Raw genomic sequence first — 19,829 nt, 5'->3', positions numbered from 1 at the left:
CGCGAGTTCGAATCTCGTCTCCCGCTCCAAACATCAACGCCCCTCCCTTAGACATGGAGGGGCGTTTGCGCTTTATTTCTCTCGTCCACTTTTCCTAGAATGGAGCACTATGTCATCGAAGGCCCACTTTGAATTTCAGGTGACTCACCAAGATGGCCGTGCCCGCCTTGGCACCTTGCAAACACCACATGGTGAAGTCCAGACACCGCTTTTTATGCCTGTGGGTACCCAGGGAACTGTAAAAGGGCTTTCTCCACATGAAGTTGCTGAAGTTGGCTCACAGATTATTCTGGCCAATACCTACCACTTGATGCTCAGACCCGGTGAGCACTTGGTGGCTGCTCATGGTGGACTGCAGGGCTTTAGCGGTTATCAGGGGCCCTTTCTGACCGATTCGGGCGGTTTCCAAGTAATGAGTTTGGGCCACCTGCGGAAAATCCGCGAAGAGGGCGTGATGTTTAAGAGTCACCTGGATGGCCGTGAGATTGAGTTGACCCCTGAAAGAAGTGTGCAGGTCCAGCAAGCTCTGGGGGCTGACATCATCATGGCGTTTGATGAGTGTCCGCCTTATCCTGCTGAGCGCGATTATATTCAGCGCAGCTTGCAGCGGACGGCCCGCTGGCTAGAACGCTGCTTAGAGGCCAAAACCAGACCCGATCAGGCCCTTTTTGCCATCGTACAGGGCGGAATTTATCCGGAGCTACGGGACGAGAGCCTGGCCCTTACTTTGCCCTTTGACACTCCGGGATTTGCTATTGGTGGGCTGGCCGTAGGCGAACCTAAGGAAGAGCTGTACCCTGCGGTCGCTTATACAGCGGCCCGTCTTCCTGCGAATAAGCCGCGCTATCTGATGGGCGTAGGTCATCCAGAAGATTTGGTGGTCGGCATTGCTCTAGGCGTAGATATGTTTGACTGTGTGTATCCTACGCGGACGGGCCGGTTTGGCTACGCTCTGACCGACCAAGGCCGTCTCAACCTGAAGGCCAGTGCAGCCCGAACGCGGATGGAACCAGTGGATGCAGACTGTGACTGCTATGCTTGCCGGAACTTTACGCAGGCATATATTGCCCACTTGCTGCGTGCTGAGGAAATGCTAGGGCCACGCCTGCTCTCCCTGCACAATATTCGCTACTTGCACCGCTTGGTCGAGCGCATTCGGAGAGCGATTGCTGGCGGCGAGTTGGACAGTTGGGCCCGTTCATGGGGAGAGCAGTATTTCAAGGGGAGTTTGCCGGGGTGGTACGCACAGGCTTTGGAAGAAGCACGGCAGGTCTGAGGGCGTTTGATTTAATCTGGCAAGCCTGACTCAGCAAGCTCAGGGGTTTGCCCGTATTTCGCGTCCTCTTAAACGTTGAGCTGACCACCTTTGCTTGACCTCTATCTCATCTGAAGGTTATGATTCTGATGACCTGTCGCTGATGAGACCTTGGATGTCTTGCAGAGGATGGGGTCAGGTAAAAGGCTTATGGCGGTGAACTGCCTCTGGGAGAGGAAACCCGGAAACTCGCCCCGTCAACTTTTTTAGCAACTGCTGAAGCCCGGCCTGAAAGAAACCTATGGGGGTTTTATGAAGAAAAGTGTTTTGTTTCTGACGGCTGCGCTGTCGTTTGGTGTTGCGGGGGCTCAGACTGCCGTGACCACCACTGCAGCTCAGGCACCCGCCCTGACCGACGTCCCCGCCGGTCACTGGGCCAAGGACGCAGTTGAGCGTCTGGTCAGCCAGGGCATCATCCTGGGCTACCCCGACGGCACCTACCGCGGCACCCAGAACCTGACCCGCTACGAAGCGGCGATGATCATCTCCCGTCTGCTGGATCAGGTGGGCAGTGGCGAAGTGGACCTGGGCAAGGTTGACGACACCACCATGGCTTCTATTCGCAATGCCATCAACGAACTGAGCGCCGAACTGGCCGCTCTGGACGTGCGCGTGAGCGATCTGGAAGACAGTGCCGTGAGCCGTGAAGACTTTGCTCGCCTGGAAGGCCGTGTAGATGCCATTGCCAAGAGCGACGCTGGTAAGGTCGCCGAAGACCTGGCCGCAGTCAACGAGATGGCCACGCTGCTGAACCAGGATGTGCTGGAACTGCAAGACCGCGTGACTGCTGTTGACAGTGAACTGGCTTCCTTCGACGAGCGCCTGGGCGTGGTCGAAGATCAAGTGGCTGAGAACACCACTGATATCGACGCTCAAGGTATCCGTATCGCTGACCTGGAAAATGGCCGTGTGCGCCTGACCCTGGGTATCTCGGGTGGTTATGGCCGTCTGGACCGTATTGCTGGCGATACCGACTTTGATGTAGACCGCGTGACTGAAGGCAGCTTCGCTGAGAAGCAGTACACCGGCGAAGGTCAGCTGGACGCCGACGATGACGCGACTGATCGCGTGCGCGGTGAAGACACCGCCAGCTTTGAGGATGGTCTGAACGGCGGCATTACCGTTGGTCTGAAGGCTACCAACATTGCTGCTGGTAATGGCGTAACCGTGGAAGAAGCTGGTGTGAACTTCGGCTTTGATCCCAGCCTGCTGACCAACTCGGTTGCTCTGGGTGAAGAGCCTGGCAGCAGCAACCGTTACGTAGCATATCTGGATTCGGCCAGCGTCACCGGCCGCTTTGGTGATGATGCTCGCTTCCGCGCAGTTGCTAAGGCTGGCGTTGTTCCGGCGCGTCCTGACGTGGTAAACCCTGTGACCCAGCTGAAGGATCAGCCTGGCTACAACGACTACCTGCTGCCCAGTGGTGTGAGCAATGGTGTGTCGGCTGGCGTTTCTCTGACTGACGTTCCTTTCAAGCCCACCCTGTACCTGAGCACCGGCTACGGCAACAGCAACAACCTGCGCGGCCTGTATGTGGCTGCCCGCACGGAAGCCAAACTGGGTGACCGTGGCGCTATCGGCGTGAGCTTTGTGCAGAACAATGCGACTGCGGTTCCTGCTGGTGTGACCAACAACAACCCCACTGGACGTACTGCTTTCGGTGTGGATGCCAGCTACTCGGTGCCCAAGTCTGCTGACAACGACGAAGTGCTGTATGGCGTCAAGGGTGTGTACGTCGCCAGCATGCCCGACGCGTTCGCTGCCCGTCAGGCCAACCCCAACGGCAACTTCGCCCAGCTGTTCAACATGCGTGACCAGGCTTCCGTGTTGGAAGCTGAAGCCAACTTCTTCAACCTGGGTGCCCGCGCTGACTTCCGCGCTGTGTCCCCTGGCTTCGAAGGCGGCAAGGCCAACATGGACGTGACCCGTACCGATAGCCTGGAAGAAGGCTACGCTGACGAAGTCGGCTACGGCGCATCTATCTCCACCCGTCTGGGCGCTGCTGAACTGGGCCTGGCTGCTGATACCTACACCAACTGGTACGACCAGCCCTGGAACAACCGCCGCTCTACCGTGGGCGGACATATCGGCAGCAACCTGGGTGCTTTCCGCGTGGCTGGCTTTGCTGGCTACACCACGGACGCCCGCGACAACAAGGATCTGAACGCCAGCTCCGGCTTCCTGGCCACCGACAGCGACGCTGTTCGTTATGACGCTGACAAAGTGACCAGTGTTCGCAGCACTGATAAGGACCGCAGCCGCACCATCTTCGCTCCTGCCAAGGTGACCGACCTGTACCGTTACAGCTCTGCTGCTGGTGTGCTCGTGACCCACGACGGCACCGCAACCAACGCTCTGGTCCCCAACCTGGACCTGGCCGCCATGGGCGCTGCCTACACCACCACTGGTGACACCTACGGCGCTGGTTTTGCTGCCTACAACCTCAAGGCCACCCCTCAGCTGACGCTGTCTCCCTTCATCGGTGGCTCTGTCTACAACCAGGACGCTGCAAACCGTGGGAACGCTGCTGACAACACCCAGATCAAGGGTGGTGTGAATGTGAGCACCGAGAGCCTGGCTATGGCTTTCCGTCCTCAGTTCCGTGCCAGCTTGGCTGGTGCCCAGTACACCACTGGCCTGGCCAACAACGGCACGGTAGCCGGTAGCGAGCTGGGTGCTAAGGCAGAAGTGACCCTGAACGAGTTCTTCTCCCCTCTGACCAAGCTGAGCCTGGGCTATGGCTTCCACCAGGCCAACAACCTGCGCGACAACCTGGGTTCCCAGGCAGGTCTGCCCAATGCTGGCCTGAGCACTGTTTCGCCCTCTGTGGCTGACTTCCGCTTCGGTGGCAAGGTAGCAGAACCCCGCGCTGTTGAAAACGGCAACTTCACCCAGACCCAGGGTATCTACACCCAGCTGGCCTGGAACGATGCACTGAAGTTCAACTACGGCGTGTTCCGCTTCGACGAAGACACCCGCAATGCCAACGATCCGATCAACGTGGCTCACGGCTTCAAAGTCAGCTACGGCGTGAAGTTCTAAACCTAAGACTTTATCTCACTGCAAAAGGAGAGGCCCCACGTGGGTCTCTCTTTTTTTGTTCCCAGGAGCGCGGCTATAGTAAAGTCATGCTTCCCGTATTCGGACACCAGAACCCCGACACCGACGCCATTACGGCGGCGCTGGTCTATGCTTCCTTCCTGACCCGCACGGGGACGCCCGCAGTGGCTTACCGCCTGGGCGACCTGAACTTTGAGACCCCCTTTGTGCTGCGCGAAGCTGGGATTGAGGCCCCGGCGCTGCTGCCTGAGCTGGCTCCGGGTACGGCGGTGGCGCTGGTAGACCACAATGAGACGGTACAGTCGGCCCCCAACTTGGCTGAACTGACCGTGACCCACGTGGTGGACCACCACAAGCTGGGCGACCTCCAAACCAATTCGCCCGCCATGCTGCGCTTCGAGCCGGTGGGGTCTTGCGGCACCATTTTGCTGCGGCTGCACCGTGAAGCGAACTTGGATGTGCAGCCCCTGGAAGCCCGGCTGATGCTGAGTGCCATTTTGAGTGACACGCTGCATTTCCGTAGCCCCACCACCACCGACGCAGACCGGGAGGCCGTAGAGTTTCTGGCACCGATTGCCGGAATTGGGGACGTCACGGCCTACGCGATGCAAATGTTTGCCGCCAAGAGTGATCTGGGCGATACCCCAGCGGAGCAGCTGCTGAAGATTGATTACAAGGAATTTGTCTTTGGTGAAGGGGAAACGGCGCAGCGCTGGGGTGTGGGCGTGACCGAAACCACCAACCCCGGCTACGTGCTGGGCCGCCAAAGCGAGCTGTTGGCCGCCATGCGTGCCCTCAAGGAGCAAGACGAGCTGCACGGCGTGCTGCTGTCGGTGGTCGACATTTTGCAGGAGCACAACGAGACGCTGGTTCCTTCGGCAAGTGAAGCAGCTGTACTCCAGGGAGCCTTCGGGGTGCAGGTCGTGGATGACCGGGCCAATCTGGGCAGCTGCATCAGCCGCAAAAAGCAGTTGATTCCAGCTCTGGAAGAATACTTTGCCCGCCAAAGCTGACCTGAAGACCCCTGCTGGAGGAGACCCCTCGCTGGCCCAGCATCTGGACTGGCTGTACAGCATCCAGCGCTTTGGCATGCAGCCAGGGCTGGAGCGGATAGAGGCCTTGCTGGCCCGGCTGGGCCGTCCTGAGCGCCGCTTCCGCAGTGTCCTGATCGGAGGCACCAACGGCAAAGGATCGGTGGCGGCTTCTCTGGCGGCGGCCTTGCAGGAGGCCGGGCACCGGACAGGCCTCTTTACCAGCCCGCATCTGACCCATTTCGCTGAGCGCTTCCGCGTAGATGGCGAACAAGCAGAAGGAAAGGAGTTGCTGGCGGCCCTGGAGGCTGTGCGTCCACACGCTGAAGCAGTCGGGGCGACCTTCTTTGAGGTCGTGACGGCGCTGGGGTGCTGGCTGTTTGCGCGCGCAGAGGTAGAGTGGGCCGTGATGGAAGTTGGCCTGGGCGGGCGGCTGGACGCCACCAATGCCCTGAGCGCTGAGCTGAGTGTGATCACGAATGTCGGCCTGGACCATACCGACGTCCTGGGGGACAGTGTCGAGGCCATCGCCGCTGAGAAGGCAGGTATCCTGCGTGCGGGTCGTCCTGCGGTGACTGCCTCCACCCCCGCGCTGTGGCCGCTGCTGGAGCAGTCAGAGGCTGACCTCTGGACGCTGGGGCGTGAGTTCTCGTTCAGGGTAAAGGAGCTGGGCTTGCAGGGCGCGGCACTGGAACTGTGCTGGCCTGGAGCCACTGAGCCCCTCCTACTCCGGACGCCGCTGCTGGGAACCCACGGTGCAGCCAACGCTGCTTTGGCTGCTGTAGCTGCGCTGCGGCTGGGGGTAGAGGCGCAGGCGGTGAGCCGGGGGCTGACCCAGACCCACTGGCCGGGCCGTTTGGAATTCCTGACGGTCCAGGGCCACAGCTGGCTGCTGGACGGTGCCCACAACCCAGACGGAGCCCAGGCGCTGGCCGATACCTTGGACCTGCTGGAATTGCCACCAGTGCGCCTGATCTTTGGGACGTCCGCCGATAAGGCGGTGGAAGAAATGGTGCAGGTGTTGGCTCCACGGGTGAGTGACGTGATACTCACGCAGGCGCAGTGGAGTCCCCGCGCCGCCGAGCCCAGTTTCCTGCGGCCACTTTGGGAAGCCCAAGGGATTCCGGTGCGCGAAGCGGCCTTGCCAGTACAGGCGCTGGCACTTGCTGCGCCGCCCAGCTGGTCCACAGCGCCAGCTGCCGCTCCTACCGTGGTCTGCGGCAGCTTGTATCTGGTGGGAGAGGTGCGCGGCTTACTGCTAGAACAAACTGCCGAAAAACGTGAGCGCTGGCAGTGAGCCAGGGTGTTTAGAGCAGCGCTCTGCTACGGTACTTGGCAAGTTCAAATGGAGTGCGATGAGGTGTTTATCCTCAGCGCACTCCATTTTGCGTCCTGCAGAACATGCTACTCGCATTGCTCGCTGCACAGTCATTTTGTCGAACGCTCTAGGCTGCGCCCTGCTGGTACTCCTGAAGGTAGAAGCGGGTGGCTTGCAGCCAGGCTTCGGCCAGCCGCGCGTGGGGATGGCCCCCCTCAGTCAGGGTCTGCTGGGCACCGCGCAATTGGCTCTCAAACTCGCGCAGGGCAGGGATGCCGCCAGCATTCTCCAGCTCAATCAGGGTGTTCAGGACGCGGGTGGGGTGGATGTAGCCAGCGCGCAGGCTGTCGGCCATGATGGTCAGTGCTTTCATGTGCGGTCTCCTTGAAGGGGGCGGTCTGAGCCCCAGCAGATGTCGCCGGGCGCCCTGCATGGTGATGTAAACGGCAAACGCTGAAGTGCTGTCTGATTGCTACTGGGGAACGTCTGGACCGAGGATTTATACGTCATGAACAATCTCGGCCTTCTTGCTTCTGATTCTAACAGACTGCATCGGGTCTGGCAAGAAGATGGGGTGGGCATTCTGTATTGACCGTACAGGATGGCGCTGTTACAATCCGATTGAGGGAATGTTTTTTCGCTCTCAGCTGAATGGCTTTTGTCATCCAGCCCAGCCGGAAAAATGGTCCCATGCCAAGCACGCTTTTTTTGCCTGAAGGAGGTGAGAGATGAAACTGCACGAACGTCTGCGCGAACTGCGTAGTGAACGCAAACTCCGTCTGAAGGATGTCTCAGAGGTCGCTGAAATCAGCGTTCCTTATTTGAGTGATCTGGAACGTGGCCGTACCAATCCCAGCCTGGATACCCTCCAGACCCTGGCCGCTGCCTACGGCATTTCGGTCCACGATCTGCTGGAAGGGGTCGAATTCTACGGTGAGTCGGGAGAAGGGGCCCTGCCCAAGGGCCTGGCCGATCTGATGGCTGATCCTGTCTTGGGAGCACAGCTGACGCCCGACTGGGTGCGGACCTTGTCGCGCATTGAGCTGCGCGGTAAGCGCCCCGAAGGCAAGCAGGATTGGTACGAAATCTACCTGCACCTCAAGCGTATTCTGGACTGAGTGCCTCTTTCAGTGCAGAACAAGCCCGCCAGTCTATGCTAGGCGGGCCTTTTCTATTGGCGCTATGATGCCCGACTTGTGGTCCCTCCCAGCCAGCAGATGAACAGTCAGGTCTGGTTTCAGGTCAGCTCTTCCTGGGGTTTCGCGGTGCGCCGGCTCCGGCGAATCAGCAGCAGGCTGCCACTGCCCCAGGCTCCACCAATCAGGATGACGGCCAGGGCCGCAGGGGGCCAGGCCAGGCACGCGCTCAGCAGGGCGAGCGCGATCACGACGCCGAGCGTGTCGGGCACCCTGGCATGCAGCCGGTCCGCCAGTTGCCGGCCTATATCAAAGGCGCTCACGCCCAGGCCCAGGCCCAGCAGTAAGGTTAGCAGCAAGCAGAGGCCCAGCGCCGGAACCAGCCAGCCAGCAAAGGTCAGCACGGTGGCGGGAACAAGCAAGGCGGCCAGGGCCAGCACGCCCAGAGCCAGGGTGCGCAGCGGTGCTTGACGCTGGCGGCGGGCCAGCCGTGACGCGGTCCCACTCACAAATAAGGTGAGGGTCAGCGTGCTGGTCAGCACCCAGAACAGGGCTCCCCAGGCCGCGCCGCCCAGCCAGCCCAGCAGTGGCCGGATGGCCGTGGCGCTGGCAAGTTGCAAGTCGCTGAGTGGCCCGGAGGACTGGTCGGGGGCATTCGGGCGGTGCCCCTCCGGGTCCTGGCCTAGCAGCGCCGTGACCTGGCCTCCGACCTGGGCTCCAGAGTCCTGATAGATATCACCCAGCAAAGTGAAGACTTCTCCAGTGACCACGCTGCCACTCCGCAGATGGATGTCACCGCCCAGAGCGATGACGGGGCCACGGTGCTGGCCTTCGATCACCAGGTCCTTTCCTACACTGATGCCCTGACTGTCCAGCGCGCCATATAAGGTAGGGAAGGTCAGCAGTGCGGCGACGGCAAAAGCTGCTCCGCTCCACAGTGGCTTACCGGTGAGGACAGGCCGCGCCTGGGTGGGGAACTCGGGTTGGCGGGCCACCAACAGGCTGGTGCCCAGCAGCAGGACAAGGCCCACGCCGAAAGTAGGGGGCAAACTGCCCAGCAGGCCGCGCAGCACACCAGCACCGGCACTGAGGCCGTCCCAACTGGAGGTAACGGTCAGGAGGAGTAGTCCAGTGATCAGGCTGCCGACCAGGGCCAGCGGGGCGGACCGGCTGTCCCGGCGCGCCGCTGGATGTGGGCTGTAGCGTCCAGCAGCGGGCACGGCTCTGGCCTGGGGCCTCTGACCGGCACTGTGGGCAATACGTGCAGCCAAAAAAGCTGCGCTGGAGCTGGGCAGCGGCGGTGGGGCAGCCTGAAGCTGAGCAGCCAAGGCAATCTCACCGGCCAGCGCGGCAGCCTGGGTATGGGGGAGCGGGCGGCCACGCTTCAGCTGAGCGCTCAGGGCAATATCGGCGGCCAGGTGGCTGGCCTGTGAGGGAACCGGCGGGGCCGCAGGCGCATGCTGTAACTGGGCTGACAGGGCCACCTCAGCGGCTACAGCAGCCGCCAGCGAATGCGGGAGCGCTGGAGCTGAGCAAGTACGCAGCGCCTCCACGTTGCCCCAGGCTGCCAAATAAGCCTGCTGGACCTCTGTGGGCACGGCTGACAGCTGGGCCAGTTCGGCGGGAGTCAGCGCTTCGCTGTCCTGGCCGGACTGAGCGTCCGCTGCGCGGTGCAGCAGATTCAGCACATCCTGGCTCAAGAGAAGCGGCTCACCCATAACACAGAGGTTACGGGGTGAGCCGCGCAGAAGTTCCCAGGTCAGCGGGAGAGCTTAATCGGCGAAGCGCTGATAGTCGGGCTGTCCGGCACGTAGGCGGTGCAGCCGCAGTTCGCGCTCGGTGACCAGGTGGGCATCGTGCGATAGCCGGTCATTGTGGGAGCGGTAGTTCTGGATGTGGCGGGCGGTGGCCAGACGGCGCCAGGCACCAGCCACCGTACGGATCATGGGGAGTCTGAACGCTTTCATGATTTTAGTATGCCCCACGAAAATAAGGCAAACGTCCCCTCAGTGTCATATAATCGTCAGCAGTTCTCTCCAATTCTGCCATCAATCTTTTTAAATAGGCCGGATTCTTTAAAAATCCACTGGTAAGTTTTGTTTTTTGCGGGCTGGATTTTGGTGGAAGTTGGTCTGAGACTCCGTTTTTTAGGTGGTGTGCCTGCCCGGTGGGGCAGTGTGCCGGGCCCCCCTGGGTGCATAAGTTTGAACGCCGACCCTGCCCATGAAGATGCTCTATGGCTGTCGTTGACCCTACCTCAGTTCGGCTTCGGCAGTCAGCCACTCCTGGGCCAGGCGCTGTTCCTGACAGAGCTGCTCCCACTGCTGGCGGAACTCCTCGCCCTGGCCTTCTTCCAGACTGGAAAAGTTGTGCGCCAAGGTAAACAGGCTGGCCTGCCCGGCTCCATGCAAGATGGCGGCCCCCGCCTGCACATCGCTCACCACGGACGTGTGAACCAGCGGGCGCAGTTGCTGGGCCAGTCTGAGCCCTTCTTGAAGTTCGCGGGCCAGTTGCAGCGGCACTTCGCGGGTTTGCTGGCGCAGGGCCTCCGTCTGCTCTGCGGCCACGTCTTGCTGGCGAGCCTCCTTCATAAAGGCGGCGAACAGCTCGGCATCTTCGTCGCCCAGGGCCTGGATGCGGCGCTGCAACAAGCGCAGGGTGTCGTGCAAAGTGGTCAACTCGGCGGGCGGGTCTTTTTTGGTCAGGGTCAGGTTGACGGCCAGCACCAGTAGCGAGACCCCAAACGCCCCGCTGACTGCAATAACCGAGCCACCCGTCGGCACGCTGCGGCGGGCACCGGCAGCGTCCAAGACCTGCTGCATGGTGTGGTCCCAGAGGCTGGGTGTGGCAGTCGCTTCGGCGTTCATGCTGGCAGCATAGAGCAGCCCTCTACGGCGCAGCTTGGCCAGTCCCAATGGAGGGATACGTGGCGTGCTGCACTCGCTTTGCTTGCGCGGAAGACGTGCCTTCTGTTGTCCGGTGCTCTGTGCTAGGCCCCAGCCCACAGAAAGCAGACAAGAGAAACCAGCCCGCCCGGAAGCTTCCTTCAGGGGCGGGCTGGTGGGTCACTTGACCGGATGAGTGGCCTGGATTACTTCACCAGGCCAAGCTTACGCACTTCGTCCCGCTCTTCTTCGAGCTCTTTTGCGGTGGCGTCCATCTTGCCCCGGCTGAAGTCGCTCACGTCCAGGCCCTGCACGATTTCGTATTTGCCGTCCTTGACCTTTACGGGGAAGCCGTAGATCAGGCCTTCGGGGATGCCGTAGGAGCCGTCAGAGGGAATGCCCATGCTGACCCATTCGCCCTCAGGGGTGCCCAGGGCCCAGTCGCGCATGTGGTCAATGGCCGCGCTGGCCGCCGAAGCCGCTGAGGACAGCCCCCGCGCTTCAATGATGGCTGCACCACGCTTGGCAACGGTGGGAATGTAGTCATTTTCGTACCAGCTCTGGTCCACCAGGTCCAGGGCTTTTTCGCCGCCTACCGTGGTCTGCGACAGGTCAGGGTACTGGGTGGAGGAGTGGTTGCCCCAGATGGTGACGTTTTTGATGTCAGTCACTGGCTTGCCGGTTTTTTCGGCCAGCTGGCTGAGGGCGCGGTTGTGGTCCAGGCGCACCATCGCGGTAAAGCACTTGGGGTCCAGATCCGGGGCGTTTTGCTGGGCGATCAGGGCGTTGGTGTTGGCGGGGTTGCCCACCACGAGCACCTTGACGTTGCGGCTGGCGACCTTGTTCAGCGCTTCGCCCTGCGGCTTGAAGATGCCGCCGTTGGCGCTCAGCAGGTCGCCGCGCTCCATGCCCTGTTTGCGCGGCATGGCCCCCACCAGCAGTGCGTAGTCAGCGTCCTTGAAGGCCACTTCGGGGTCGTCGCTGGTGATGACATCCGCCAGCAGGGGGAAAGCACCGTCACGCAGCTCCATGACCACGCCTTCGAGGGCCTTCAGTGCCGGGGTGATTTCCAGCAGTTGCAGAATCACGGGCTGATCCTTGCCCAGCATGTCGCCAGCGGCGATGCGGAACAGCAGGCTATAACCAATCTGGCCGGCGGCGCCGGTCACTGCTACACGTACGGGTTCTTTCATGTGTACCTCCAGAAAAATAAGGGTGTTGCGCCTCATCTTAGCGCCCGCTTTGCCTCGGCGGCTGTTCCTGTGGCGGGGGCAGTACGTTGTAGGCACCGTGCGTGACGGGCACGTTGGAGGGCGCCCCCGCTCAGGTGAGGTGACGTGGGCTGACATCCACCCGGACGCGGCCCCCAGCCCGCACGCTGCTCACCGCGTCCAGCAGCTCGCGCAGTCGCTCGGGCGAGCGGGCCCGCAGCAGCAGGTGATACGGGTACACCCCCCGCACACGGGCGATGGGTGCAGGCGCTGGCCCCAGCACTTCCTGCGCGGTGGCCCCGGCGCTATAGAGTGCCGCAGCCACTGCGTCAGCGGCGCTGTGGGCACGTTCCCGGTCACGGGCGGCCACTTCCACCTGGGCCAAGCAGGCGTGTGGCGGGTAGCCCAGGGCGCGGCGCAGTTCCCACTCCTGGCGCGGGTAGGCGCTCACGCTCTCCCCCGAGCGTAGGGCTTCCAGCGCGGGGTGGCTGCCCTGAAACGTCTGCACCAGCAGCAGCGGAGCTCGGGCCGGATGCCACTCGGCCAGCTCCCACAGCAGCGCGTGATAGCGCTCCGAGGCGCGGAAATCGGGCACGTTCAGCCAGGTGTCGGCCAGGGTGACCGCCACCAGTGCCAGCTCGGGCGGGGCGGGCTGCGCCAACATCAGCCCGGTGCCCACCACCACGCCGCTTTCGCCTGCATGCAGGGCGGTGAGGTCGTCCTGATGGTCCTTGTCCACGCGGTACACGGGGGTGCCGGGCAGCAGCTGAGAGACCTCCTGTGCCAGCCACTCGGTGCCGGGGCCTTTGGTCTGCCACATCGCCTCGCCGCAGTTGTCGCATGAGCGCGGCACCGGCTGGTGGTGGCCGCACTGGTGGCAGGTCAGCTGGTGGGTGCTTCTATGAAAGCGCAGGGGCACATCGCAGTTGGGGCACTGCGGGGCGTAGTCGCACTGCGGGCAGCGCAGCAGCGCCGAGTAGCCGCGCCGGGGAGCCAGCAGCGCCGCTTGCCGCCCGCGCTCCTGCACCTGCCGGAGCACGGCCCGCAGGTCATGGCTGAGCGGATAGCCCAAGCTGCTCTGGGCCTGGCCTGGCATAGAGAGCGGCCCCAGCTCGGGCTGCTGCGGCGGCGCGCCGTAGTCCACTGTATGCAGCCGCACGCGGGGCATGGACAGCTCCAAGGCTGGCCACTGCACTATTTCTACAGCGGGCACCACGCCAGCGGTGCCGAGTTCGGCGCGGTGTGCGGCGGCGATGGCCTGCGCCACGTCCGGCACCCAGGCCCGCGACCCACTTGGAAGCTTGTAGGCGTCGCTGCCTTCGTCCAGCACCAGCAGTAGTGCCAGGTCCCGCAGTGGAGCCGTGAGCGCCAGGTATGACCCCACCACCAGCCGCGCCGCGCCGCTGCGGAGCTGGCCCCAGCTGTGGGCGCGCGCTTCAGGTGACAGCAGGCCGCTCAGGAGAATAGCTTCTGTGCCGCACGGGGCCGCCAGGCCGCTGAGTTCGGCCCAGGCCCGGTCCAGGGTGGCGTGCTCAGGTGCCAGGACGAGCACGCTGCGCCCGGCCCGCAAGTGGGACTGAATGCGGGGGGCCAATGCCCGCGCCCGCGCTGAGAACTTGCCGCCATTGAGCCGCCAGCGCAGCCCCTCAGCTGGCAAGGCGTCCGGGGCTTCAGAGGTCCAGGAGGCCGCCCCCGGCGTGAGCGCGGGTGGGGGGGCCGGTTCTTCGCGCAGCTCGGCGTGGCCCTTGCCCAGCACCGCCGCCACCACGCTGCCGCTGACGCCCGCGCCGCGTGCCCAGCTGCTCAGCGACGCTTGCCCCGGATACTCGGTCAGCCACTCGGCAGCCTCGCGCTGCTTGGGCGTGAGCTGTCCCTGGCCCAGCTCAGAAGCAAAGACGCGTGACACGGTGGGCTGCACGGGCGTAAAGTCTTCATCCAGCAGGCCCTGTTCGCGCACGGCGTCCAGCAGGGCGGGCAGGTAGCTGCTTCCGTCCGACCACTCCGGCCCCGGCACGGCAGCCGGGGCCGCGTTGGCGGCAAAGGCTCTCAGGTCCGCGCCGGCCACTGCCCTGACCCGGTGCGAGAGCGCTGGCGTCCAGCCGACGCCCAGCAGGTCGTCCCACACCAGGCCCAGCGGCAGCGCTGCCGAGGCGGCCCACTCGCCCAGCGCCTGCACGGTGGCGGGCGCTACCCAGGGCATGTCTGGGTCGTCCAACAACTGCAACGCTTCGCGCAGGCGGTGGCTCTGGCGTTCGTTTCCCGTGCCCACCACCACGCCCACCAGCGGCTCGCCGCGCCACGGCACCAGAACCCGGCAGCCCAGTGGCAGCGGCCCAGTGTAGCCGTGCGGCGGAGCAAAGTCGTAGGCAGGAATGGGGCGCGGCACAGCGACGAGCCAGGAAGGGGCGGACACGGGCATCAGGTCAGGGTAGCGCGGAGGACGGGGCAACAAAGGTGCGGGAAGTGGGGGGCCCACTTCAGGTGGATGCTGCGCCGTTTCAGGCGGGTGCAGGGCTGCGGCGCGGCAGCAGATGTAGCAGCCCTGCGATCAGGAGGCCAATCAAGAGGCCGATCAGCGCGGCAACCACAGTTTCGGCCAGCCAGCCAGCGGCCCCGGCTGCAAAGGGCGCGGCGGCGGCGGCCCAGTGCGCGGCTTGCTCGGCCAGGTGTTCGGGCGCGGTGACGCCGTACTCTGCCAGCCGGGTCAGGATGATGTGTCCACCCACCCAGAGCATGGCCGCCGTGCCGACCACCGACAGCACTGACATCACGGCAGGCATGGCGCGCACCAACGTTCGGCCCAGGGCGCGGGTGGTGCCCAGGTGGCGGTGCGAGAGCCTCAGGCCGATGTCGTCCATTTTGACGATGAGGGCCACCACCCCGTACACCAGAGCTGTGATGACCAGCGCCACCACGATCAGTGACAGGGCGCGGGTCAGCAGTGGCTGCGACGCCACCTCGGCCAGCGAGATCACCATGATTTCGGCAGAGAGAATAAAGTCGGTGCGAATGGCCCCGGCCACCATCTGCGCTTCTTGCTCGGCACCGGACAAGTTCGGGTCTCCCTGTACATCATCTGCGCCGCCCCGCAGCGCCCCAAGGACTTTCTCGGCTCCCTCGAACGACAGATAAGCTCCGCCCAGCATCAGCAGCGGTGAGAGCGCCTGCGGCAAGACCTGGCTGAGCAGCAGCACCGCTGGCAAGATAAACACAATCTTGTTGCGCAGCGACCCTTTGGCAATTTTCCAGATCACCGGCAGCTCGCGGTCTGGGGTAAAGCCAGTCACGTAGCGCGGGGTCACGGCGGTGTCGTCTACCACTACGCCTACCGCTTTGGCACTGGCCCGCGAGGCGGCCACGCCCACGTCGTCCAGCGTGGCGGCGGCCGCTTTGGCAATGGCCGCCACGTCATCCAGCAGGGCGATCAAGCCGCTCACGGGCGGACTCCAGGCAAGAGGTAGGCCGGGCAGATATCAAGCATGGGCAGGAACTCCTTGGGAAAACAGGCTGGGCAAACGGAATGACCAAAGAACGCTCCCCGGTGGGGAGGGCTGAATTTCCCATGTTAGCCCGCTACTCCTTCCCGGAATGCGGGCTGTGCCCCTGGTGGCCTTCCAGTCAGGTTGCCCGTTTCAGCCGCCCCACTCAGTGCGGCAGCTTGTCCCGCAGCACTCCGTACAGGTAAGTGCCCAGCAGCGCGAACGCCAGCACCACCAGCATGCCCCACACCCCGCTACCCAGCAGTGCGAACACCGGCCCCGGGCATACGCCCGCCAGGCCCCAGCCCACGCCAAAGGTGCCGCCGCCCAGCACGTAGCGCTTCCAACCGGGTTCCTTGTCGGTCACATGCACCGCTTCGCCATCCCGCGTGCGGCCAAAGCGCCGCAGCAGTGTGGTGGTGACCAGGCCGGTCAGGACCGCCGAGCCGATGAGGCCGAACATATGAATGTCCTGAAAGCGGAACATCTCCTGAATGCGGTACCAGCTGGCCGCTTCGGACTTGACCAGCACCGTGCCGAAGTACAGGCCCACCAGCAGGTAGGTGAGCAGTCCAGTAGCTTGCCGCGCTGCACTGGCCTGGGCAGGACGGGATGAAGCCGCAGCCGTCATACGAACCTCATCAGCAGGGGCAGCAGCAGGTTGGCGCTCAGAATCCCACCTGCGAAGAAGGCTGCGGTGGCGATCAGGCTGGGCTTTTGCAGGGTGCTCAGGCCGGTAATCGCGTGCCCGGAGGTGCAGCCGCCGCCGTAGCGGGTGCCAAAGCCGACCAGCAGGCCACTCAGAGCCAGAATCAGCCACACGCCGGGTCGGCTCAGGTCTTGCAACTCTGCGGGCACCAGGCCGGGGCGCAGCTCTACGCCCAGGCTCTGCACCGCCCTCAGGCCGCCTTCGCTGAGCGCGCTCGGCTCCGGGTTGGCAAAGACGCCGCCCGCCAGCAGCCCGCCCAGCACCAGGCCAGCGGCGAACATCAGGTTCCACTTTTCCTTACGCCAGTCGTACCGAAAGAAGCTGGGCTTGGCCTGTTCGGGCAGCAAGATGGCGCAGCCGTGGCGCAGGTTGGAGGAAATGCCAAAGGATTTGTTGCCCAGCCACAGCAGGAGCGGCACGGTCAGGCCGATCAGTGGTCCGCCGACCCACCAGGGCCAGGGCGATTGAAGCAGGTGAAGCAGATCATTCATAACGGTGTCCTTTCGGAAACAGTGGAGCAAGCCGCACAGCGGCCAAGTGGAGGGTGGGGAGCCAGAGCGTCGCCGCTGAGAGTACAGGGGCGCAGCTTGCCACTCTCTGCCAGAAGCGCAGAGATGAAGGCGTGAGATGGAGGCAGGTGCGGAGCTGCGGACCAGGGCCGCTCGGGAGACGTGAATGGCCTTTTTGCAGGCGGCGTCACCATCGTCATTCCGACGGGCAAGCCAGCGCAGCAGCGCCCAGCTCTAGAGCACTTTGGGCAAGTTGGTGCCCAGCACGTAGAGGCCCATCAGGACCAGGAAACCAGCAAAGCCCCGGCGCAGCGCCCCATTTGAGACGTTCTTGCCGATGATGCTGCCCAGGAAACTGCCCGCCACGCCGATGGCAGTGAACAGGGCAATCAGCGACCAGTCCATGTTCTCCAGGCCCAGCAGATGGGCGTATTTGTAAAAGCCCGCAAAACTCTTGGCCGCAATAATCAGCAGGCTGGTGCCCACTGCCAGGCTCATGGGCAGGCCGCCCAGCAGCACCAGCGCGGGAATAATCAGAAAGCCGCCGCCCACGCCCACCAGGCCGGTCAAGAGGCCCACACCCAGACCCTCGGCTCCGATCTTCAGCGGGGAGCGGTGGTGCGTTTCGGCGCTCTCTGCTTCGGGCTTGGGCCGGAACATCATCACGGCAGCCAGAATCATCACGGCGGCGAACAGCATCAATTGCACTGCGCCGCTCAGGGAGCTGCTCAGGGCGGCTCCGGCGTAGGTGCCTATCACCCCGGGAATGCCGAACAGCACCACGCTGCGCCAGTCCACCTGCCGGGAGCGGATATACGGAATGGCTCCAAAGAGGCTGATGCCGCCCACGATGGCGAGGCTCTGGGCAATCGCCAGCTTCTCTTCGACACCGGCCAGATACACCAGCACCGGCACGGTCAGAATCGAGCCGCCCGAGCCGAGCAGGCCCAGGCTCAGGCCGATCAGCAGGGCGCCCATCCACGCGAGGAGGTTCATGCGGGACCTGCGGTGCGCTGCAAGGTGACAAAGGTAAACGCCTGCACGCTGCCGCCCGGCGTGATGTGCTCATGGCGCTGGGCACTGACCAGCTGAAAAGCGGGCGCAAACATTTCGGCCAGGGCTTCGGCGCTGTAGCGCCTGACGCTCAGGCCGCTGCACCGCTCCGGGCCGTCCGGCGCAAAGGTGCCGATGATGGCGTAGCCGCCGGGGGCCACGGCGCGGGCCGCTGCTTCCACGTACTGAAGGCGCTCGTCGCCGTGCAAAAAGTGAAACACAGCGCGGTCATGCCAAATTTCTACACTGCCCGGCGCGAGGTGTTCTGCCAGCTGCTCGGCGTCAAGAATGTCGGCAGCCACCCACTGCACCTGCTGCGCCGCTTCACCCAGGCGGGCCTGAGCATAGGCCAGGGCTGCAGGCGCGATGTCCAGCACCGTAATGTCCAGTCCCTGTACCAGCAGTGCTCCGGCCAGCGCACTGGTGCCGCCGCCGATGTCCACCATTTGGGCGTGGGCGCTGAGGTCTAGCCCCTGAATCAGTTCCAGCGAGGGCGTCGGCGCAGCCTGAAACCAACTGACGGCAGTGGGGTCTTTGGTGGTATAGACCCCCTGCCAGTGCACCTGCCGCTCAGAAGGCGCTGTGGGGAGAGGGGGCTGCATTTGAATGCCGTTCATTCCTGTTGTTCCCGGGCGATCTGCTGAGGCTTGGCTTTTTCCCAGTGCTCGAAACCGCCTTCAATTTCCAGAACGTCGTAGCCCAGGCTGCCCAGGAAGCTGGCGGCGGCGGCGCTGCGGGCACCCGACTGGCAGTGCACCACCAGGGTCGCGTCTTTGGGGAGTTCGTCCAACTTCCAGGCCAGGCGGCCTGCGTGCAGTTGCCGCGCACCGGGGATGTGGCCCCCGGCGTACTCGGTCTTGTTGCGCACGTCCAGAATGGGCGCTCCTTCTTGCTGGGCGGCTTCATCGGGCGAGATGGGCGGTACGGCTTTGGTATCCAGGCCTTCGACGCTGGTCACGTAGCCGACCACGTTGTCCAGACCCACCATCCACAGGCCCCGGCGCAGTTCCTCGGCGTGTGCGGCGTCACGGGCGAGCAGCATATAGTCGCGGTCTTCGGGGCGCAGCAGCCAGCCGGCCCAGGTTTCGAACTTCTTGGGGCTGGGCAGGTTGACCGAGCACTGCGGCGCTGCCCGGTGATACTCCTCTTTGGCGCGGGGGTCAATCAGCATGACGCCTCCGTCCATCTTGGCGTTGGCTTCGGGAGCGCTCAGCTCGGGAAGCGGTGCCACTTGACCCAGCACGGCCATGCCGCCACGGTTCTGGGCTTTCATACGCCCGTAGTAGAGCGGGGCGTCGGGCTGGCCGCTGAGCAGCTCGTCCATAAAGCCTTGTTCGTTGTCCTGCTTCACATACCTGGCCCACCATGACAGGTCGGATTCGTAGCCCACCGTGGTGCTGGGCACGGCCCCCAGCGATTTGCCGCAGGCGCTGCCCGAACCGTGCGCGGGCCATACCTGCACATACCCCGGCAGGGTCAGGAATTGCTCTTTCAGGCTGCGGAACATGTCCTTGGCCCCCTGAAAGCGGGTGTCCTGGCCGCCAGCCGCCTCATCAAGCAGGTCGGGGCGGCCAATATCGCCCACAAAGACAAAGTCGCCGGTAAAGACCATCACAGGCTCATTGCCCCGGGGGGTGTCGGTCACCACAAAGCTAAGACTTTCGGGGGTATGGCCGGGCGTGTGGCGCACGTCCACCCGCACGTTGCCCACCATGAAGCTATCGCCGTGACGCAGCTTTTTCATATTGGGGGTGCTGTAGGTGTACTGCCAGCCTTCGCCGCCCTCGTCCGACACCAGGAACTGGGCGTCCGGTGCGGCCAGGGCCAGTTCGCGCCCGCCGCTGAGGTAGTCGGCGTGAATGTGGGTTTCGGTGATGTGGGTCAGGCGCAGGCCCTGGGCCTGGGCTTCGCCCTGATAGATGGCGATGTCGCGGACAGGGTCAATCACCAGGCATTCACCGGTTTTCTGGCAGCCCACCATATAGCTGGCTTGGGCGAGGTCTTCGTCATAAAAGCGTTTAAAGAACATGGAATCTCCTTTGGGACTGAGGTGTGTGGGATTGGGGGCTCTTGCCTGCTTGTCAAAGTAAACCCCCTGGGGGTATAGCGTCAAGTACCCTATG

General features: G+C 63.5%; 17 protein-coding genes. 5 read left to right on the top strand and 12 right to left on the bottom strand.

Features of this window, described 5'->3' with window-relative positions:
- The first annotated feature begins 109 nt into the window (after positions 1 to 109).
- From tgt to IE158_RS08475, 4 genes are all read left to right on the top strand, one after another.
- Positions 110 to 1,276, top strand: a complete 1,167-nt coding sequence (tgt, locus tag IE158_RS08490) for a tRNA guanosine(34) transglycosylase Tgt (RefSeq protein ID WP_189643234.1) — start codon at positions 110 to 112, stop codon at positions 1,274 to 1,276.
- Positions 1,277 to 1,633: 357 nt separating this feature from the next.
- A complete protein-coding gene (locus IE158_RS08485) occupies positions 1,634 to 4,357 on the top strand; it encodes an S-layer homology domain-containing protein (RefSeq protein ID WP_229839012.1) in 2,724 nt (907 codons plus the stop codon).
- Positions 4,358 to 4,443: 86 nt separating this feature from the next.
- Complete coding sequence (locus tag IE158_RS08480; RefSeq protein WP_189643223.1) at positions 4,444 to 5,388, top strand: manganese-dependent inorganic pyrophosphatase; 945 nt, start codon at positions 4,444 to 4,446, stop codon at positions 5,386 to 5,388.
- Positions 5,389 to 5,464: 76 nt separating this feature from the next.
- Complete coding sequence (locus tag IE158_RS08475) at positions 5,465 to 6,703, top strand: bifunctional folylpolyglutamate synthase/dihydrofolate synthase (protein WP_189643233.1); 1,239 nt, start codon at positions 5,465 to 5,467, stop codon at positions 6,701 to 6,703.
- Between the two features lie 148 nt (positions 6,704 to 6,851).
- Here the strand turns inward: IE158_RS08475 and IE158_RS08470 are convergent, their stop codons facing one another.
- Positions 6,852 to 7,097 carry a hypothetical protein gene (locus IE158_RS08470; RefSeq protein WP_189643222.1) on the bottom strand — a complete coding sequence of 82 codons (246 nt, stop codon included), beginning with the start codon at positions 7,095 to 7,097 and terminating at the stop codon, positions 6,852 to 6,854.
- Between the two features lie 355 nt (positions 7,098 to 7,452).
- Here IE158_RS08470 and IE158_RS08465 point away from each other — a divergent pair, with 355 nt between their 5' ends.
- Complete coding sequence (locus tag IE158_RS08465; protein ID WP_189643221.1) at positions 7,453 to 7,842, top strand: helix-turn-helix domain-containing protein; 390 nt, start codon at positions 7,453 to 7,455, stop codon at positions 7,840 to 7,842.
- Positions 7,843 to 7,961: 119 nt separating this feature from the next.
- Here the strand turns inward: IE158_RS08465 and IE158_RS08460 are convergent, their stop codons facing one another.
- From IE158_RS08460 to IE158_RS08410, 11 genes are all read right to left on the bottom strand, one after another.
- The gene (locus tag IE158_RS08460; protein ID WP_189643220.1) at positions 7,962 to 9,578 is read right to left on the bottom strand and encodes a bactofilin family protein; all 1,617 of its coding nucleotides are present in this window, start codon (positions 9,576 to 9,578) and stop codon (positions 7,962 to 7,964) included.
- A 54-nt stretch (positions 9,579 to 9,632) separates the two neighbouring features.
- Positions 9,633 to 9,827: a hypothetical protein gene (locus tag IE158_RS08455; RefSeq protein ID WP_189643219.1), complete on the bottom strand. Its 195-nt coding sequence runs from the start codon at positions 9,825 to 9,827 to the stop codon at positions 9,633 to 9,635.
- Positions 9,828 to 10,112: 285 nt separating this feature from the next.
- Positions 10,113 to 10,727 (bottom strand): cyclodeaminase/cyclohydrolase family protein, encoded by a 615-nt coding sequence (locus IE158_RS08450; RefSeq protein WP_189643218.1) that lies wholly within the window; start codon positions 10,725 to 10,727, stop codon positions 10,113 to 10,115.
- Between the two features lie 224 nt (positions 10,728 to 10,951).
- Entirely contained in the window at positions 10,952 to 11,938 is a 987-nt protein-coding gene (locus tag IE158_RS08445) for a malate dehydrogenase (protein ID WP_189643217.1), read from the bottom strand.
- Positions 11,939 to 12,068: 130 nt separating this feature from the next.
- The gene (gene priA, locus IE158_RS08440; RefSeq protein WP_189643216.1) at positions 12,069 to 14,375 is read right to left on the bottom strand and encodes a replication restart helicase PriA; all 2,307 of its coding nucleotides are present in this window, start codon (positions 14,373 to 14,375) and stop codon (positions 12,069 to 12,071) included.
- A gap of 79 nt (positions 14,376 to 14,454) precedes the next feature.
- Positions 14,455 to 15,393 carry a DUF808 domain-containing protein gene (locus IE158_RS08435; RefSeq protein WP_189643215.1) on the bottom strand — a complete coding sequence of 313 codons (939 nt, stop codon included), beginning with the start codon at positions 15,391 to 15,393 and terminating at the stop codon, positions 14,455 to 14,457.
- Positions 15,394 to 15,601: 208 nt separating this feature from the next.
- Positions 15,602 to 16,066, bottom strand: a complete 465-nt coding sequence (locus IE158_RS08430; RefSeq protein ID WP_189643214.1) for a DUF6691 family protein — start codon at positions 16,064 to 16,066, stop codon at positions 15,602 to 15,604.
- Complete coding sequence (locus IE158_RS08425; protein ID WP_189643213.1) at positions 16,063 to 16,635, bottom strand: YeeE/YedE family protein; 573 nt, start codon at positions 16,633 to 16,635, stop codon at positions 16,063 to 16,065. Before IE158_RS08425 ends, IE158_RS08430 begins: the two co-directional genes overlap by 4 nt.
- A gap of 252 nt (positions 16,636 to 16,887) precedes the next feature.
- Complete coding sequence (locus tag IE158_RS08420) at positions 16,888 to 17,649, bottom strand: sulfite exporter TauE/SafE family protein (protein WP_189643212.1); 762 nt, start codon at positions 17,647 to 17,649, stop codon at positions 16,888 to 16,890.
- Positions 17,646 to 18,323, bottom strand: coding sequence for a class I SAM-dependent methyltransferase (locus IE158_RS08415; RefSeq protein WP_229839011.1), 678 nt, complete (start codon positions 18,321 to 18,323; stop codon positions 17,646 to 17,648). Before IE158_RS08415 ends, IE158_RS08420 begins: the two co-directional genes overlap by 4 nt.
- Positions 18,320 to 19,735: an MBL fold metallo-hydrolase gene (locus IE158_RS08410; protein WP_189643211.1), complete on the bottom strand. Its 1,416-nt coding sequence runs from the start codon at positions 19,733 to 19,735 to the stop codon at positions 18,320 to 18,322. The genes IE158_RS08415 and IE158_RS08410 overlap by 4 nt, the downstream gene beginning before the upstream one ends.
- Positions 19,736 to 19,829: the final 94 nt, after the last annotated feature.

It is taken from the genome of Deinococcus piscis (assembly GCF_014653275.1).
GTDB classification, from domain to species: Bacteria; Deinococcota; Deinococci; order Deinococcales; family Deinococcaceae; genus Deinococcus; species Deinococcus piscis.
Note: the sequence above shows the minus strand (reverse complement) of the source record. Positions and strands in the feature narration are given on the sequence as shown.

What these genes read in the sequence shown, in the direction of transcription:
- IE158_RS08425 (WP_189643213.1), bottom strand. Translation starts at nt 16,635, where the DNA reads ATGAATGATCTGCTTCACCTGCTTCAATCGCCCTGGCCCTGGTGGGTC.
- tgt (WP_189643234.1), top strand. Translation starts at nt 110, where the DNA reads ATGTCATCGAAGGCCCACTTTGAATTTCAGGTGACTCACCAAGATGGC.
- IE158_RS08420 (WP_189643212.1), bottom strand. Translation starts at nt 17,649, where the DNA reads ATGAACCTCCTCGCGTGGATGGGCGCCCTGCTGATCGGCCTGAGCCTG.
- IE158_RS08415 (WP_229839011.1), bottom strand. Translation starts at nt 18,323, where the DNA reads ATGAACGGCATTCAAATGCAGCCCCCTCTCCCCACAGCGCCTTCTGAG.
- IE158_RS08460 (WP_189643220.1), bottom strand. Translation starts at nt 9,578, where the DNA reads ATGGGTGAGCCGCTTCTCTTGAGCCAGGATGTGCTGAATCTGCTGCAC.
- IE158_RS08470 (WP_189643222.1), bottom strand. Translation starts at nt 7,097, where the DNA reads ATGAAAGCACTGACCATCATGGCCGACAGCCTGCGCGCTGGCTACATC.
- IE158_RS08455 (WP_189643219.1), bottom strand. Translation starts at nt 9,827, where the DNA reads ATGAAAGCGTTCAGACTCCCCATGATCCGTACGGTGGCTGGTGCCTGG.
- IE158_RS08410 (WP_189643211.1), bottom strand. Translation starts at nt 19,735, where the DNA reads ATGTTCTTTAAACGCTTTTATGACGAAGACCTCGCCCAAGCCAGCTAT.
- IE158_RS08445 (WP_189643217.1), bottom strand. Translation starts at nt 11,938, where the DNA reads ATGAAAGAACCCGTACGTGTAGCAGTGACCGGCGCCGCCGGCCAGATT.
- IE158_RS08430 (WP_189643214.1), bottom strand. Translation starts at nt 16,066, where the DNA reads ATGACGGCTGCGGCTTCATCCCGTCCTGCCCAGGCCAGTGCAGCGCGG.
- IE158_RS08465 (WP_189643221.1), top strand. Translation starts at nt 7,453, where the DNA reads ATGAAACTGCACGAACGTCTGCGCGAACTGCGTAGTGAACGCAAACTC.
- IE158_RS08475 (WP_189643233.1), top strand. Translation starts at nt 5,465, where the DNA reads ATGCAGCCAGGGCTGGAGCGGATAGAGGCCTTGCTGGCCCGGCTGGGC.
- IE158_RS08480 (WP_189643223.1), top strand. Translation starts at nt 4,444, where the DNA reads ATGCTTCCCGTATTCGGACACCAGAACCCCGACACCGACGCCATTACG.
- IE158_RS08450 (WP_189643218.1), bottom strand. Translation starts at nt 10,727, where the DNA reads ATGAACGCCGAAGCGACTGCCACACCCAGCCTCTGGGACCACACCATG.
- priA (WP_189643216.1), bottom strand. Translation starts at nt 14,375, where the DNA reads ATGCCCGTGTCCGCCCCTTCCTGGCTCGTCGCTGTGCCGCGCCCCATT.